The 15,316-nt window shown below is 39.5% G+C and carries 15 protein-coding genes; 1 reads left to right on the top strand and 14 read right to left on the bottom strand.

The window, feature by feature from the left end:
- Window positions 1–39: 39 nt before the first annotated feature.
- The 4 genes from tuf to rpsO form a co-directional block, all read right to left on the bottom strand.
- On the bottom strand, window positions 40–1,230 hold the full coding sequence (tuf, locus tag HMPREF0501_RS00385; protein ID WP_006915794.1) for an elongation factor Tu: 1,191 nt from the start codon (window positions 1,228–1,230) through the stop codon (window positions 40–42).
- 182 nt (window positions 1,231–1,412) lie between these two features.
- Window positions 1,413–2,297, bottom strand: a complete 885-nt coding sequence (locus HMPREF0501_RS00380) for a hypothetical protein (protein WP_006915793.1) — start codon at window positions 2,295–2,297, stop codon at window positions 1,413–1,415.
- Between the two features lie 148 nt (window positions 2,298–2,445).
- A complete protein-coding gene (locus tag HMPREF0501_RS00375) occupies window positions 2,446–4,218 on the bottom strand; it encodes a ribonuclease J (RefSeq protein WP_040455497.1) in 1,773 nt (590 codons plus the stop codon).
- A 183-nt stretch (window positions 4,219–4,401) separates the two neighbouring features.
- Window positions 4,402–4,671 (bottom strand): 30S ribosomal protein S15, encoded by a 270-nt coding sequence (gene rpsO, locus HMPREF0501_RS00370; protein WP_006915790.1) that lies wholly within the window; start codon window positions 4,669–4,671, stop codon window positions 4,402–4,404.
- Between the two features lie 255 nt (window positions 4,672–4,926).
- Here rpsO and rpsT point away from each other — a divergent pair, with 255 nt between their 5' ends.
- Window positions 4,927–5,181, top strand: coding sequence for a 30S ribosomal protein S20 (gene rpsT / locus HMPREF0501_RS00365; protein ID WP_006915789.1), 255 nt, complete (start codon window positions 4,927–4,929; stop codon window positions 5,179–5,181).
- 60 nt (window positions 5,182–5,241) lie between these two features.
- Here rpsT and holA read toward each other — a convergent pair whose 3' ends face one another.
- The 10 genes from holA to typA form a co-directional block, all read right to left on the bottom strand.
- Entirely contained in the window at window positions 5,242–6,270 is a 1,029-nt protein-coding gene (holA, locus tag HMPREF0501_RS00360; protein ID WP_006915788.1) for a DNA polymerase III subunit delta, read from the bottom strand.
- Entirely contained in the window at window positions 6,258–8,432 is a 2,175-nt protein-coding gene (locus tag HMPREF0501_RS00355) for a DNA internalization-related competence protein ComEC/Rec2 (protein WP_006915787.1), read from the bottom strand. The genes holA and HMPREF0501_RS00355 overlap by 13 nt, the downstream gene beginning before the upstream one ends.
- 68 nt (window positions 8,433–8,500) lie before the next feature.
- Window positions 8,501–8,989 carry a ComE operon protein 2 gene (locus tag HMPREF0501_RS00350; RefSeq protein WP_006915786.1) on the bottom strand — a complete coding sequence of 163 codons (489 nt, stop codon included), beginning with the start codon at window positions 8,987–8,989 and terminating at the stop codon, window positions 8,501–8,503.
- Between the two features lie 55 nt (window positions 8,990–9,044).
- A complete protein-coding gene (locus HMPREF0501_RS00345) occupies window positions 9,045–9,677 on the bottom strand; it encodes a helix-hairpin-helix domain-containing protein (protein WP_006915785.1) in 633 nt (210 codons plus the stop codon).
- 66 nt (window positions 9,678–9,743) lie between these two features.
- Window positions 9,744–10,796: a SepM family pheromone-processing serine protease gene (locus HMPREF0501_RS00340; protein ID WP_006915784.1), complete on the bottom strand. Its 1,053-nt coding sequence runs from the start codon at window positions 10,794–10,796 to the stop codon at window positions 9,744–9,746.
- Window positions 10,780–11,301 (bottom strand): pantetheine-phosphate adenylyltransferase, encoded by a 522-nt coding sequence (gene coaD, locus HMPREF0501_RS00335; protein WP_006915783.1) that lies wholly within the window; start codon window positions 11,299–11,301, stop codon window positions 10,780–10,782. Before coaD ends, HMPREF0501_RS00340 begins: the two co-directional genes overlap by 17 nt.
- Window positions 11,301–11,864 (bottom strand): 16S rRNA (guanine(966)-N(2))-methyltransferase RsmD, encoded by a 564-nt coding sequence (gene rsmD, locus HMPREF0501_RS00330; RefSeq protein ID WP_006915782.1) that lies wholly within the window; start codon window positions 11,862–11,864, stop codon window positions 11,301–11,303. Before rsmD ends, coaD begins: the two co-directional genes overlap by 1 nt.
- 2 nt (window positions 11,865–11,866) lie before the next feature.
- Entirely contained in the window at window positions 11,867–12,160 is a 294-nt protein-coding gene (locus HMPREF0501_RS00325) for a YlbG family protein (protein ID WP_006915781.1), read from the bottom strand.
- A 10-nt stretch (window positions 12,161–12,170) separates the two neighbouring features.
- Window positions 12,171–13,316, bottom strand: coding sequence for an FtsW/RodA/SpoVE family cell cycle protein (locus HMPREF0501_RS00320; RefSeq protein WP_040455493.1), 1,146 nt, complete (start codon window positions 13,314–13,316; stop codon window positions 12,171–12,173).
- 113 nt (window positions 13,317–13,429) lie between these two features.
- A complete protein-coding gene (typA, locus tag HMPREF0501_RS00315; protein WP_006915779.1) occupies window positions 13,430–15,274 on the bottom strand; it encodes a translational GTPase TypA in 1,845 nt (614 codons plus the stop codon).
- Window positions 15,275–15,316: the final 42 nt, after the last annotated feature.

Genomic DNA, 15,316 nt, shown 5'->3' with positions numbered 1-15,316 from the left:
GATCTAGTTTTGCTAGATCCTTTTTGAAATTGTCTTGAATTAGTCAAGCACTTCTGATACCACACCGGCACCAACAGTGTGTCCACCTTCACGGATAGTGAACTTAAGACCCTTTTCAAGGGCAACTGGCTTTTGTAATTCAACAGTGAATGTTACGTTATCACCAGGCATAACCATTTCTACACCATCTGGTAATTCAATCTTACCAGTAACATCAGTAGTGTGGAAGTAGAATTGTGGTTGGTAATCAGAGAAGAATGGCGTGTGACGGCCCCCTTCTTCCTTGGTCATAACATAAACCTCACCCTTGAACTTCTTGTGAGTTTGAATTGAACCAGGAGCAGCCAATACTTGACCACGTTCAACTTGGTCGTGTGAAATACCACGAAGAAGTACACCAACGTTGTCCCCAGCTTCACCAAGATCAAGAGTCTTGTGGAACATTTCAACACCAGTAACAGTTGACTTAAGAACATCGTCTTTAAGACCAACGATTTCAACTTCGTCACCGATCTTAACAGTACCACGGTCAATACGACCAGAAGCAACAGTACCACGACCAGTAATAGTGAAGACGTCTTCAACAGGCATCATGAATGGCTTGTCAGTAGGACGCTTTGGAGTTGGAATGTAATCATCAATAACATCCATCAAGTGAAGGATAACCTTTTCTTGTTCAGGGTCACCTTGAAGAGCCTTCAAAGCAGAACCACGAACAACAGGAATATCATCACCAGGGAAGTCATATTCAGACAACAGGTCACGAACTTCCATTTCAACCAAGTCGATTAATTCGTCATCATCAACAAGGTCACACTTGTTAAGGAATACAACAATGTATTCAACACCAACTTGACGTGCAAGAAGAATGTGTTCACGAGTTTGTGGCATAGGACCATCATCCGCAGCAACAACCAAGATCGCACCATCCATTTGTGCAGCCCCAGTGATCATGTTCTTAACGTAGTCAGCGTGTCCTGGCGCATCGATGTGAGCGTAGTGACGCTTTTCAGTTTCGTATTCAACGTGGGCTGTGTTGATAGTGATACCACGTTCCTTTTCTTCTGGCGCAGCATCAATATCTTCAAACTTTTCTTGCTTAGCCAGACCCTTTTCAGCCAATACCTTAGTGATAGCGGCCGTTAAAGTAGTCTTCCCATGGTCAACGTGGCCAATAGTACCAATGTTAACATGGGGTTTAGTACGTTCATAATGTTCTTTTTCTGCCATTAATGAAACCCTCCTGAAATAATATACAAGTATCATGCCGGAATAAGCCCGACACACCCTTGCTACAATTGTACTACTTCTAGGATTTTATTTAAAGCATTAAATTACGCCCTAGAAGAATTCTTAATCATAATATCAGCTCATTTTTAATTTGTAAACGTCTTTACCGCTTTTTTTCTAAATTAATGGAGATTAATCAAACTTTTTTGGATTGCCTTTTGCCACCTAATTGCCTTTTTCAAGGCTGTTTGACTTTCATGATCGTCATTACCAATTAGCACAGCCACCCAAGCTGTTGGATCAGTTATTACTTCTTCGGTCATCGGGTATAAACAGAATGCTTGTAAATGAAACTGTTGTAAATAGTTTCGCTGATCAATCGGATTATCTTTAAAGCAATCGGAAATTAACTGATCGACTTCGTTAATTATTTTCTGGTAGCTACTTGTTTCGATTTTCGCAGGCACAGTAACATGCTCTCCCCCATCGACACCAATGTAAGTGACTGATTGTGAATATCGAATAGCCGCTAGTGTCTTTAAAAGGGTATTGCGAATAACTATCCCAACAAAGGGATCTCTTAATATGAATTTGGCTCCCTGGACATACTTATTTAGTGGTAAGTGATCAGCATCACGGATAATTTCTTGTTGTTTCCAATCCGGCTGATCACCCAAATGATAAAAATTCTTAAAACGTTTTTCGAGTGTTTCAGCTTGCTGTGCTTCAAAAATTTTTTCTGCGTCCTCGATTTGAGTCAAAAATGGTTCCTTTGCACCCTTTATATTAAGTGCAATTCTCGCCGGAATAAATAACTGATTAGCTAATAGTAGCTGCTCCCAAAAAGTAAATTTCTTTATTAAATATTCCTCTTCATACGGTAATGCTTCTTGATAAGCACGAACAGCTTGCCCTTTCCGATACAAAGCTTTAACATACAGCAAATTGACTTTCCATGGTACCTTTTCCTGACAGATTGGCGCTAACCTTTCAATCACTTCATCGTCTTTTTGTTCTCTAAACAACCGTTCAGCTTCCAGAATTATCTTTTTATTATCATGTTCCATATTTTATTCCTCAAAATAGCGCGTGACAGAAGTCTGTGAAATACGACCCCAATAAGTACAAATAGGGTCCCAGAGTTCGACTTACCGAACACTGAAACCCATTGGATGCTGTGCTGACCATATTTTAGTCAAAATAACGTTTCTTGGCTTAGTTTATTTGACGATTATTTTTGCGTCCCCGACCACGACCAGACCGTTGCTTTGAATTGGTCTTTTCTGAATTTTCATCCTTCTTCTTTGAATGGTTCTTCTTTTTTGGATGTTGATTAATCTCCATAATAACCGGTAAAATCACTGGATGACGTTTAGTCTGATTAAATAAGAATCGGTTAAGTTTATCTCGAACATTTTGCTTTAAATGACTCCAATCAAATTCCTTTTGATCGAGATCTTCTTGAATAACCTTCTCTACTAAATCCGCACTCTGCTTCATTAGTTCACGGTTAGTCTTCACAAACACAAATCCACGAGACGTAATTTGCGGCCGAGTTACAATTTTTTTATTTTTCCGATCAATGGTTGCTACAACGACAAAAATTCCATCTTCAGATAGAATTCGCCGATCACGTAAGACAATATTACCAATATCACCGATACCGGTCCCATCAATCATAGTATTCCCAACTTCAACGTGATCGCCGAGATAAAATTCGCCATCCTTCAGGGATAACACATCCCCTTTATTGACAATAAATACATTTTCACGTGGAATTCCCACTTTCTCAGCCAGAAGTGCATGTTGGTCCAGCAAACGGTATTCACCTTGGATTGGCATTAAGTACTTAGGACGCATGAAATTAAGCATTAATTGTTCGTCATTTTGGTTAGCGTGTCCTGATGGATTGAGGTCTTGTGAAATAAATTTAACATCTGCACCAGCGCGATATAACGCATCCGTAACCTTTTGTTCCATCGTTTCCATTGCATAAGACGGGGTTGTCGTGATAAATGCAAGATCATTCTCACCAAGTTGGACATCAGGATCATCACCATTAGCAATGTCATTCAGTGCTTTGAGTGGTTCACCCATCCGCCCAGTTACAAGAATCACAATTTCGTTGGGTTCTAGATTAGTAGCTTCATCCATTGAAATTAAAGTATTATCTGGTACTTTAATTTCGCCAAGTTTCATCGCCGTATCAATAATTTGTTCAATGTCACTTCCAGAAAGAACAACTTTCCTACCAGTTTTTTCGGCGGCGTCCAAGATTTGCTGAACCCGCATAATATTTGAAGCCACACTTCCCACAACAATCCGGCCTGTATAATTATCAAAGGTATCGCGAATATATTCAGCAATGTCTTTTTCCTTCGTACTTGCACCAGTAATACCAGCACCTGCTGAATCGCTCATTAGAAGTAGTACTCCCTCATCACCAATTTTAGCTAGTTGAGAAAGATCTGTCCGGTAATCACCACGAGCAGTTTGGTCAAATTTAAAGTCTCCTGTGTAAACAATGTTTCCTTCGTCAGTATGTAAAACAATTCCTAACGTTTGAGGGATGGTATGCGTAGTACTGAAAAATGTAACAACGACCCCATCAAAATCAATTTCTGTGTCAGGATCGACCACATGGAAATCATTAAATTTTTTAACTTGCTTGTTATTTTTAACCGCCAACTTGGCAAGTTCAATTGTTAACTCACTGCCAAAAACCGGTACGCGGAAATCCATCAAAAAGTATGGTAGTGCTCCAATTGAGTCAGCATGCCCTTGTGTCAAGAAGACACCAGCAATTTGATCCTTATGATCCAACAGATATGACCAATCAGGAATTACAAAATCAATCCCCATTAATTCATTCTCTGGATATTTTAAACCGCAATCTAGAATAAAGATCTGCTCGTTAATTTCTACTGCATACATATTTTTTCCATTTTCGCGAACGCCACCAAATGGAATTACATTAATCTTACTCAATTTAAACTCCTTCATTTTCATATTTAGAATATTCAATTTTCATGGCAGTTAACCGGATGTTAACCGCTAAATATTCAACTCTTAATCTATTAAATTTAATGATAACATAATTTATCGCAAAGGTGAAAAATAACGCAATAAATAAAAAAAGAACGAACATTAATGTCCGTTCTGGAAAATAAATTAACGACGAAGTCCTAAGCTCTTGATTAATTCACGGTAAGCTGGTAAATCAGTCCGCCGTAAGTAGCCAAGCAAATTACGACGGTGACCAATTTTCTTCATTAACCCACGTTGGGAACTGTAATCATGCTTGTGTTCCTTCAAGTGTGCGTTTAATTCGTTAATTTCTGCAGTCAAAACAGCAACTTGCACTTGAGTAGAACCAGTGTCCCCTTCATGAGTTGCGTATTGCTTAATGAGTGCGTCCTTCTTTTCTTTTGAAATAGCCATTGCTATTTTCCCACCTTTCATAGATAAATTGCCCGTCTCTAAGTAAAACGTCGGTGAGGATCGTTAAACTGAGAAAGGGTTTGGCGAACTCGCCTTAGTCAATATAACTGAAATTTGATCTAAACGCAAGGTGACCTGATGAATTTATTGGAGCTTTTCCTGAAGAAAGTTGCAATGCACCGGATGATTCTGTATAATGACAAATGTTGAAAATTCAGGTCAACTAATACCTAAAGGTGGACGGAGGTGAAATTCATGCCAATTATCAAGTCAGCCATTGAACGTGTACGTGTAAATGAAAAGGCTGCTGCTCGTAACGCTTCACAAATGAGCGCAATGCGGACTGCAATCAAGAAGTTTGATAAGGCTAAGTTAGCTGGTGAAGGTGACCTTGACAAGCTTTACAAGGATGCTATTTCAGCTATTGACCACGCTCACGCTAAAGGATTAATCAAGGCAAACAAGGCAGCTCGTGATAAGTCACGTCTTTCTGCACGTTATGCTAAATAATTAATCTCATAACGATCAAATAAAAGAACCGGGTAAGATATATCTTACCCGGTTCTTTTATTATTTTCTTACCTGCTGAGAATACTGAAGCATGAATAACTGGAATAATAATTCTGGTGAACGGCTCGTCGTCTTTAACGCTCGCTCACAACGAATCAGCCCTAGATATGCATTCATTAAATCCGTTAATGAAAATTTTCGAACCATTTGTAACCCTAATTTGACGCGATACGGGTGAACGTTTAACCGCTTGGCTAAAGTTCCTTGGCTAAGCCCACGGGCGCTTAAAATCTTTAACTGTAATAACAACCGGAATTGACTAACCAAAACTGCATTTATTTGCAGTGGTTGTTGTTCACTATCTAGCAATTGACGGTATAAATCCAGCGACTGCGTTTGCTGGTGATTTAAAACCGTCGTTACCAAATCAAAAACATTGCTATCTAATGACTGTGGAACTAACTTCTTAACCGATGCCACTGTAATCTCTTGATCCTGGTAGTTAAGGATCATTAACTTTTTCAAATTAGCAACCATCAAACTGTAATCGGCATTAGTTCTTTTTACCAATTCGTCTAAAGCCCCCTGCATGAACTGAAAACCAGCAGCTGAAACCTGTGACTGAATATTTTTGCGTGCTGATTGTTCGTTTAGCAGCTGAACTTCAACGGTGACTGCTTCCTTCTTTAATTCTTTAACAATCCCTTTGCGTCCATCAAGTTTCTCATATGGTGCCATGATGACCAAGATTGTCGACAATTGGGGATGAGTTAAATAGTTTTTTAATAATTCAGGGTTTTGTTTCATCTTTCCCTTTTCTCCACCAGTGGTTAAAAAAGCTGGTTTGTTCAAAAAAACTAATCGTCTTTTACCAAAAAAAGGCGCTGACATTGCGTCATCCAAAGCTGTGGAAAGCGATTCTTCTTCTAAATCATAAGAGCCTACATTCATCACACGTTCTTCCTTGGGAACTAAATTTAAGAACGCTTTTCTAGTCTCTGCCATCATTACAGATTGCGTACCTAATACAAGATACACAGGAGCTGCAGCAGCAGTTTTTAGTTGTTTTTTAAGAGTCAATGCATCCAAGCGAATTCATCTCCTTTTAGTGTCGTTTTAAATTTTCCTTTTTGATGATAATAACTATATTTTATCATTCCATAATCTTGCGTAGACCAAAACGGAATTTGCAGTTGGTTCAACGTCGTAATTGTTTCCTGATTAGGATGCCCATAGCGGTTTTGTCGTCCCGCAGAAATAATCGCTAACTGTGGATTCAATTGCCGCAAATAGTGTTCATCACTAGAAGTTTTACTTCCATGGTGACCAAGTTTAACAATATCTGCTTTTATTTTGGGATACTCTTTAACAATTTGACGTTCGCCTGCTTTACCTAAATCACCACTAAAAATAAATGTTCGGCCGCCAAATCGTCCATATAAGACTAATGAATCTTCATTTTTCCCTTCCCCCACTCCGAATGGATGGAGAATTTGGAGTTTTGTATTAACTAATCTAAACTGATTAGTCATGGGCAGAATTTTAATATTAGCTGGAATTTGATTTGTTAGTTTCGGTAACTTTTCCATTCCGGCTGGTACCACAATTTTTTTGACCGTTAATTCCCGACAAATTGTCGCGACATTGCCAATATGGTCAGCATCACGATGACTTAAGAAAAGTAGGTCCAAATGATGGATGCCCTTACTTTTCAAATAATTAACACTAATCCGTTGGGCATCGTCATCTTGATAGCGAGCTTGTTTCCAGTGGGGAACTTTAAACTGTGGTCGACCTCCAGTATCAATCATCATAATCCGCCGATTAAACGGTTCACGAATTAAAATTGAGTCACCTTGCCCAATATCAAAAAAAGTAACTTCACCAGTTAAAGGGTAATGATACCAAATAAAGGTGCTGGCATACGTCAGGATAATAATCCATCTTAACAACTTCCGTCGCTTGACACCCGCAATTGCAAGAATACTTGAAATTATTAACCAAAATGTCAGTGCAGTATTCAATTTACCAAATACCAAGGTTCCAGGCAGATTGGCCAGCCATTGAATAACACGCTGAAAATATAGCAATCCCCCATTCCCCATTAAAACTACGAGAGGACACACCTTACCCATTAAGGCGCAGATCAACACCAATGGAGTAATAACCAAGGAAAATAATGGAATCATCAACCAATTAATCACAATTGTCAGCAAATGAACTTGATAAGTTGCATTTAAAATAACTGGTAAGCTAACAATGGTCATCCCAATGGTTTGATGCAGTTTGCTCTGCCACTTAATCCGTTGAAGTGTAAATGATAGTAAATAGCTTAATCGTCCTCCCAAATTCAATAATATTCCGGGAGTAATTACGAGCTGAATTATCAAACTGAGTGACCAACTGTCTAAATGGCGTAGTCTAGGAATTAGTTGGGCAAACAACCCCAATTCCATCATTAACACGGCCCGCGTTAAACTAATTGAACTACCACCAATAACCCAATAAATTGGCAGAATTATTATCTGGCAACCCGTTATCCATTCTTTGGGGATATTTAACGCATCCAAAAAGCGCCGAATTAAATTGCATAAAACGGTAACATGCAGTCCCGATAAACAAAACAAATGAATAATCCCCAGCACTTTAACTTGACGGAGCGTTTCACCAAATTCTTCATCATTAATTCCCAGTAACAGACGATTGCAAAACAACCCTAACGGCTGGGAAAATGACCTGAAATAATGTAACAAACGACATCGCCAGTAATGTAAATAGTCTATGTTCCTCATTGGGAGATCTTTAATGCTCACACAATCTCCTCGTAAACTTCTCACGACTGCCTGCGAGTAGCAAAAACGTTGTAGATCAAATTGATTTTCATTTGTCGCTGGTTTGAGTGGTTCAACAGTGCCGCGAACTTTTAATTGAATAGGAGTTCTGGCAGATTTTAACCAATTTAGTTGATGACGAGATGAAAATGTCACCGTTACAATATATTGCTGACCATCATCTGCTCTGGTAACTCCCCGCATTCGATTACCATTAATTCTTATTTGATCTGGCAAAATCCTAATGGTCCGTTCAGTTTCAAACGCTGTTTGCACCCTTTGATGATTAGCAATCTTCATTATTCGAGCACAATTTCCACCAACCATCAGCAAAATAATTACCGTTAGACAGAACGTTTGCCAAGCACGACGATACAAAATTCCTAAGAATAAAATTAATAGTAGTACGTTGCACCACATCAATTGTGTCAATAAGATTGCACTGAATAAGCTTCCAGCAATCGCTGCATAGAAAATAGAATTTCTGATTAGTCTCGGTCATCCGGATAAATATACTGATCCAGATTAACTTCCTCAAGAATATTTGAATCTAACCTAATTTGGTGTAATTTAACATTTTTAAGACGGATGAGTTTCATTGCGTATTCATCATTATGATAATTACGTAAATAATTAATTTGCTTAATGCCAGCTTGGAGAAGACTTTTTGTACATTGCAAACAAGGAAAATCTGTAACATATAAAACAGCCCCATCTGTTGGGGTCCCAAACTTGGCACATTGTAATAATGCATTCATTTCTGCATGAATGGTACGGACGCAGTGACCATCTCGCATGTAACAACCAACATCAATACAATGATCATCACCTGCTACGGCCCCATTATAACCACTTCCAATAATTCGCTTATCGCGCACCAAAATTGCCCCTACCGACAGCCGGCGACAAGTTCCTCGTGACGCAACAAGACCAGCTTGAACCATGAAGTATTGGTCCCAATCAATTCGTTTTTTCATTCTCCATCCCCCTTTTTTGTTGTTAAGTATACCAAATTCTTGATTATCCATCAGATTAGACTGCTAATTGATCTTTTAATTTTGCAACGGTCTTCTCACCAAATCCAGTAATATTCTTTAAATCATCAGGTGTTTTAAAGCTACCATGTTGATTTCGATATTCTAAAATCTTATCTGCTTTTTTATCTCCAACCCCATCAATTTTAGTTAGTTCTTCCTTAGTGGCAGTATTTAAATTAACTTTTGTGGATGAAGATGAATTATTAGCATTCCCTAGTGTGTCACCCAACGGAAGCACTTGTTCACCCAACCGTGGAATTTGAATTACCTGTTGGTCTAATAATTCCTTAGCTAAATTGACCTGATTTAAATCAGCCTGGCTTGTACTACCACCAGCTGCAGCAATCGCCTCTTCCACTCGTGATCCTTTCAACAAATGATAAACACCTGGACGGTTAACAGCGCCTTTAATGTCAATACACACCTTGCCGCCCTTTTCCGCTTGGGTACTAGCCACCGCCTTTTTCTTTGCCAACTCTGGTTGAACTGGCAATCGATCGGTTGGCTGTTTCGTGAAGCCAGCAGAATGCGTTAACAGTAGCAAGACTACAGTTGCTACTAATCCACCAACGATTAATAGTCGCCAATGCAACCAACAAAATTCTTTTATTTTTTCTATTTTAATCACCCCCTACAATATAGAGACGAAAAAAAACGTTTTTTCCATTAAAAAAAGTGATGAATTATGAATCCATCACTTAGTATGATTTTCCAAATAATTGACAGCATCTTCAAAGCTCGTTACTGGAATAACTTTCATCCCCGGAGCATACTTTTTGGCTGTTGCTTTGGCCATTTGATAATTCGTTTGGTGTCCCTCTTCATACTTCAGTAAAAGCTTGGAAGGCTTAACATAAGGAGCAAAGAAAACTTTTGCCCCAGCGCGGTGAGCAGCCACGACCTTTTTATCAATTCCACCAATTTCACCAACCGTACCGTCACGATTAATTGTCCCGGTACCTGCTATCTTCTGACCATGTCGTAAGTCACGTCCACTAATTTGCTGATAGATCTGTAAAGCAAACATTAATCCACCAGATGGGCCACCAAGCCGTCCTGGGTCAACACTTACCTTTGGCTTTGTATGGACCTTTGTATTATCAGTTAAGATAATGCCAATTCCGACACGAGAGTTAGTAATCTTTACCAATGGTGCCGTCGCTGTTAGTTGCTTGTTATTATGCAAATAAGTTACCGTTAATGAGCTTCCCAGCTTTTGTCTACCAATGTACTTTTGATAACCGTGGGCCGTGTCAAAATGATGACCATTAACTTTGGTAATCGTATCTCCAACTTTAATTTTTCCCTTAAATTTAGAATTCTTTTGCACTTGAAGAACATAAATTCCTAAATAATCAGTTTTGACGGGACGATGATCCGCTTTAAAAGCGACCGCAATGGCTTGATTAACCGCACTTTTCATATAAAAATCTTGAACCCGGTCAAATGTTTTGCCACTTTGTCCGCCAGTGACATCTTGGGCATTCTCAATCGTTGTGTTAGGGGTTAATTTAGCCCACAAATATGTTACCGGCCGCGCCTGTTGTAAGTAAACGGAAGTAATCATAAAACTTCCCTTCCGTTTATCTGGATGTCCTGGAATTGTGACATACGATTTTAAATTGTCAGCACTACCAGGACTTTCAATATATTTATTTAGCGGCCAAAAAACAAACCAGCCCAAGAACAGCACCACAGCAACCGCCGCAAAAACTCGACGTAATATTCGTTTATCTTCTTTTTTCATTATGTTTCTTCACCTGTCTCATTTGTCGCTCATCGAGTCGCTTCTCAAGAGCAGCATTAATGTTTGCGGGAAGATAGGCTGAAATATCGCCTCCCGCCATTGTGACCTCTTTAAGTAAACTACTTGAAAGGTGTTGATACTTAGGATCAGCTAGGAAAAAGACTGGTTCAACCTGATCATCCAAAAACTGGTTAATTGTTGCTATATCCCGCTCATATTCAAAGTCTTTCGAATTACGCAATCCGCGCATCAAATAGTCAGCACCAATCTTATTCATTAAATCAACCGTCAGGCCTTGACTTGTAATCACTGAGACATTATCTAGGCCCGCAACCGCTTCTTTAACCTGTTTTAGCCGTTCATCAAGTGTAAATAATGGGTGCTTGCTTTCATTAGCCATCACTGCAACCGCCAACTGGTCAAATAACGCGCTTCCCCGCTTGATCAGGTCAAGATGACCAAGGGTTAATGGGTCAAAACTTCCTGGAAAAACTGCAACTTTCATTATTCATGTTCCCCCTGATATTGGTAAATTGTCAAAACTGTAATTCCATATTCATGTTGACGAAAGAGCTGGAACCCAGTCAAATCAATGGGTAAATCAGCCTCCTGATTTGTTTCGCATACTACAAGGGCATCCGGCTTCAATAGCTTCTGGTCAACCATCATTTGAATATCCTTAACGATCTGCTGCTTCGCATATGGTGGATCTAAAAAAACGAGATCAAACTGCTTCTCTTGTTCGGCAAATATATGGAGTGCCTTATGTGCATCCTGTTTTAATACAGTAAATTGTTGTTCGCAATGTGTGAACCCAACATTCTGCTTAATTGTTTTAATCGCCGCATATTGGCGATCAACAATGAACGCATGCTCAACACCCCTTGAAACGGCTTCAATACTGAGTCCACCACTGCCACCATATAAATCTAAGCTTTGGCCACCATCAAAATATGGCCCGATAATATTAAACAACGATTCTTTAACCTTATCAGTCGTTGGTCGGGTCGCCATCCCTGGAACTGCATTGAGCCGGCGACCACGAAATTTACCTGAAACTACGCGCATTCCTAATCATCCTCATCGTTCTTTTTGTACACGCTGGCATTTGTCAAACGAAAAACAGTTGGATCAATATTTGGCCACTCTGAACGTTCCGCTCTTGTCACATTGTGGAGCGCTAAAATTTTCTCCTTCACTTCTTCAATCTTGGATTGGTCAACATATAAAATTACATAATGTAATCGTCTAGAATAATACATGATATGACCATAACGACGAAGGCGACGGAGAACGTGTCCATTATTAATATAGATAACTAATCCCTGACGATCTGTAATCTTGAATAAGTTTTTCGTTTCCATCTTTTACTCCCTACTTATGTTGACGATACAACCGACTTACATTGAGAACTAAACCAATTGCCGCACTCAACACTAACATACTCGAGCCACCATAAGAAATAAATGGTAACGTCACTCCAGTAATCGGTAACAGACCCGAAACGCCACCAACATTGAAGAAGGTTTCCACAGCAATAAAAGTGGCAACCCCATAACACAGTAGTGCCTGATATAACGAGTTAACCCGCACACCCAATTGAATCGTTCGACAAACGATAATCATCATTAAAATTAAAATTACTGCAACCATCAGCCAACCCATTTCTTCACTAATGATTGCCAAAATAAAGTCAGTATTAGGTTCTGGAAGGTACCCCATCTTCTGAATACTATTTCCCAAGCCAACACCAGTTAATCCACCATTTGAAATTGCATAGTAGGAGTTGACTAGTTGATTACCAACCCCGCTATTATTACCAAATGGATTAATATAGGCAACAAAACGGTTTACTTGGTAACCATGAAAGTGATTAACAATAAAACGAGCAAAAAGTGGTAAGCCAATCACAATGGCGGCCAAAAACGCTAGCAAGAGTTGAACCCCTTTGCGCCAATTAATTTCACTACCAAGGAACATTACAATCACAATGGCACTGTTGATCGCAAAACCACCAAAATCTGGTTGAATTAAAATTAAAATTAAGAGCAACGCCGTAATAATTAATGGGTAGCGTGTACTCCAAATATTGTAAACACCAACCTGCTCATTATAGTGTGCAAACTGGTTTGCTAAATACATAATCAAAAACAATTTGGCAATTTCTGCTGGTTGAATACTGAAGAAACCAAGGTTAATCCATCCTTGAGCCCCGTTCACAGCTGCCCCAAATATTTTTACATACAACAACATTACTAAGAGCACAGCAAAAAAAATCATTAATAACCGCGGGTGGCGGAGAATTGCCAACCGCATCATTGCTACAACCATAGCAATCGTAATCCCCATGACTACAAAAATGGCCTGACGAATTAAGTACCCAGTTGGTGACCCCCCGTTTTGCATCTCAATACCAGCACTCGCCGAGTACACCATAATAATACCAATAATACATAACCCTAAATAGGGAAAAGCAATCCAGGGATCGAGTTGTTTGATTTTTCTTAACACTTTTTGCATTGTAGTCCTCACTCACAAAGAAATTAACAAAAAATATTATACACCACTTATTTCTGCAAAGTTGGTGTCTAAAATAAATGAGGCTGAGTAAATCCCAGCCTCATTAAAATAGTTTACTTTCGTGATGCCGCTTTACGACGCTTAGCAGCCTTTTCACGTGCATTCGTATTCAAAATTTGCTTCCGTAAACGAATATTTTCTGGAGTGACTTCACAGTACTCATCTTCATTTAAGAATTCCAGTGATTCTTCCAAAGTAAAGTGAGTTGGCGTCTTAATCCGTGCCATTTCATCAGAACCAGCGGCCCGCACGTTCGTTAAGTTCTTACCCTTTGTGATGTTAACAGTAATATCGTTTTCACGGCTGTTCTCACCAACAATCATTCCTTCGTATACTTCCGTACCTGGATCAATTAACAAAGTCCCACGGCTTTCAATTCCCATCATTGCATAAGTGGTTGCCTTACCAGCATTCATGGAAACCAGGGTTCCCTTTTGTCGACCAGGGTTCCAATTCTTAATTACCGGAGCGTACTTTTCAAAAGTATGACTCATGATTCCGTATCCACGCGTAATTGACATGAATTCAGTTGAGTAACCAATTAACCCCCGCGAAGGAACGAGGTAAGTCAAACGAGTTTGACCATTATTATCAGGTTCCATGTTCTTCATTTCACCCTTACGCTTGTTTAAGCTATCAATAATTGATCCGGTGTATTCATCAGGTGTATCAACAATAACTTCTTCAAATGGTTCACACATTACACCATCAATTTCACGATAGATAACTTCTGGACGAGATACTGATAATTCGTAGCCTTCCCGACGTAAAGTTTCAATCAGAATTGAGAGGTGCAATTCACCACGACCAGATACTGTCCACGCACCAGGATCATCCGTGTTTTCAACCTTCAACGAAACATCGGTCTGCATTTCACGCTTCAAGCGGTCTTCCAATTGACGTGCAGTCACAAATTTACCTTCACGCCCCGCAAATGGTGAATCATTGGTCCGGAAAGTCATCCGCAATGTCGGTGGATCAATTCGTAATGGAGTAATTGCTTCCGGATGGTTAGGATCAGTGACCGTTTCACCAACGTTGATGTCTTCCATCCCTGAAACGGCAATCAAGTCTCCAGCTTCAGCTTCTTGAATTTCTTCACGTTTCAAACCGAAGAACCCAAATAATTTAGTAACCCGGAAATTCTTTTTAGAACCATCAAGCTTCATCAGTGTAACATTATCACCGATCTTGATCTTACCACGGAAAACCCGACCGATCCCAATCCTACCGACAAAGTCATTGTAATCGAGAATCGCAACTTGGAATTGAAGTGGTTCATCTGAATTGTCAACTGGAGCAGGGATTGTCTTGACAATGGTGTCAAATAATGGCTTCATAGTGTGTTCTTGAGTAGAAACATCGGAGCCGTAACTTGATGTTCCATTCATTGCAGAAGTGTAAATAACAGGGAAATCAAGTTGGTCTTCATCTGCCCCTAATTCAATAAAGAGGTCCAGAACTTCATCAACAACTTCTTCTGGACGAGCACCCTTTCGGTCAACTTTGTTAATAACAACAATTGGTGTCAAGTGTTGTTCCAAAGCCTTCTTTAAAACAAACCGCGTTTGGGGCATTGTCCCTTCAAAGGCATCAACGACCAAAAGAACTCCGTCAACCATCTTCATAACCCGTTCAACTTCACCACCGAAGTCGGCGTGACCTGGAGTATCCAAGATGTTAAATTGATATTTACCATACTTAACTGCGGTATTCTTTGAAAGAATCGTAATTCCCCGTTCACGTTCAATGGCGTTAGTATCCATTGCCCGATCTTGAATATCAAAGTGTTCTGGTAAAGTATCAGACTGCTTCAGCATTTCATTTAGCAAAGTGGTCTTACCGTGGTCAACGTGTGCAATGATCGCAATATTACGAATATCATCACGTGATTTCATGCTTAATCTTCCTTTCGAAACTTAGTAATTTAATATGATTTC

Source organism: Limosilactobacillus coleohominis 101-4-CHN (genome assembly GCF_000161935.1).
Lineage (GTDB): Bacteria > Bacillota > Bacilli > Lactobacillales > Lactobacillaceae > Limosilactobacillus > Limosilactobacillus coleohominis_A.
Note: the sequence above shows the minus strand (reverse complement) of the source record. Positions and strands in the feature narration are given on the sequence as shown.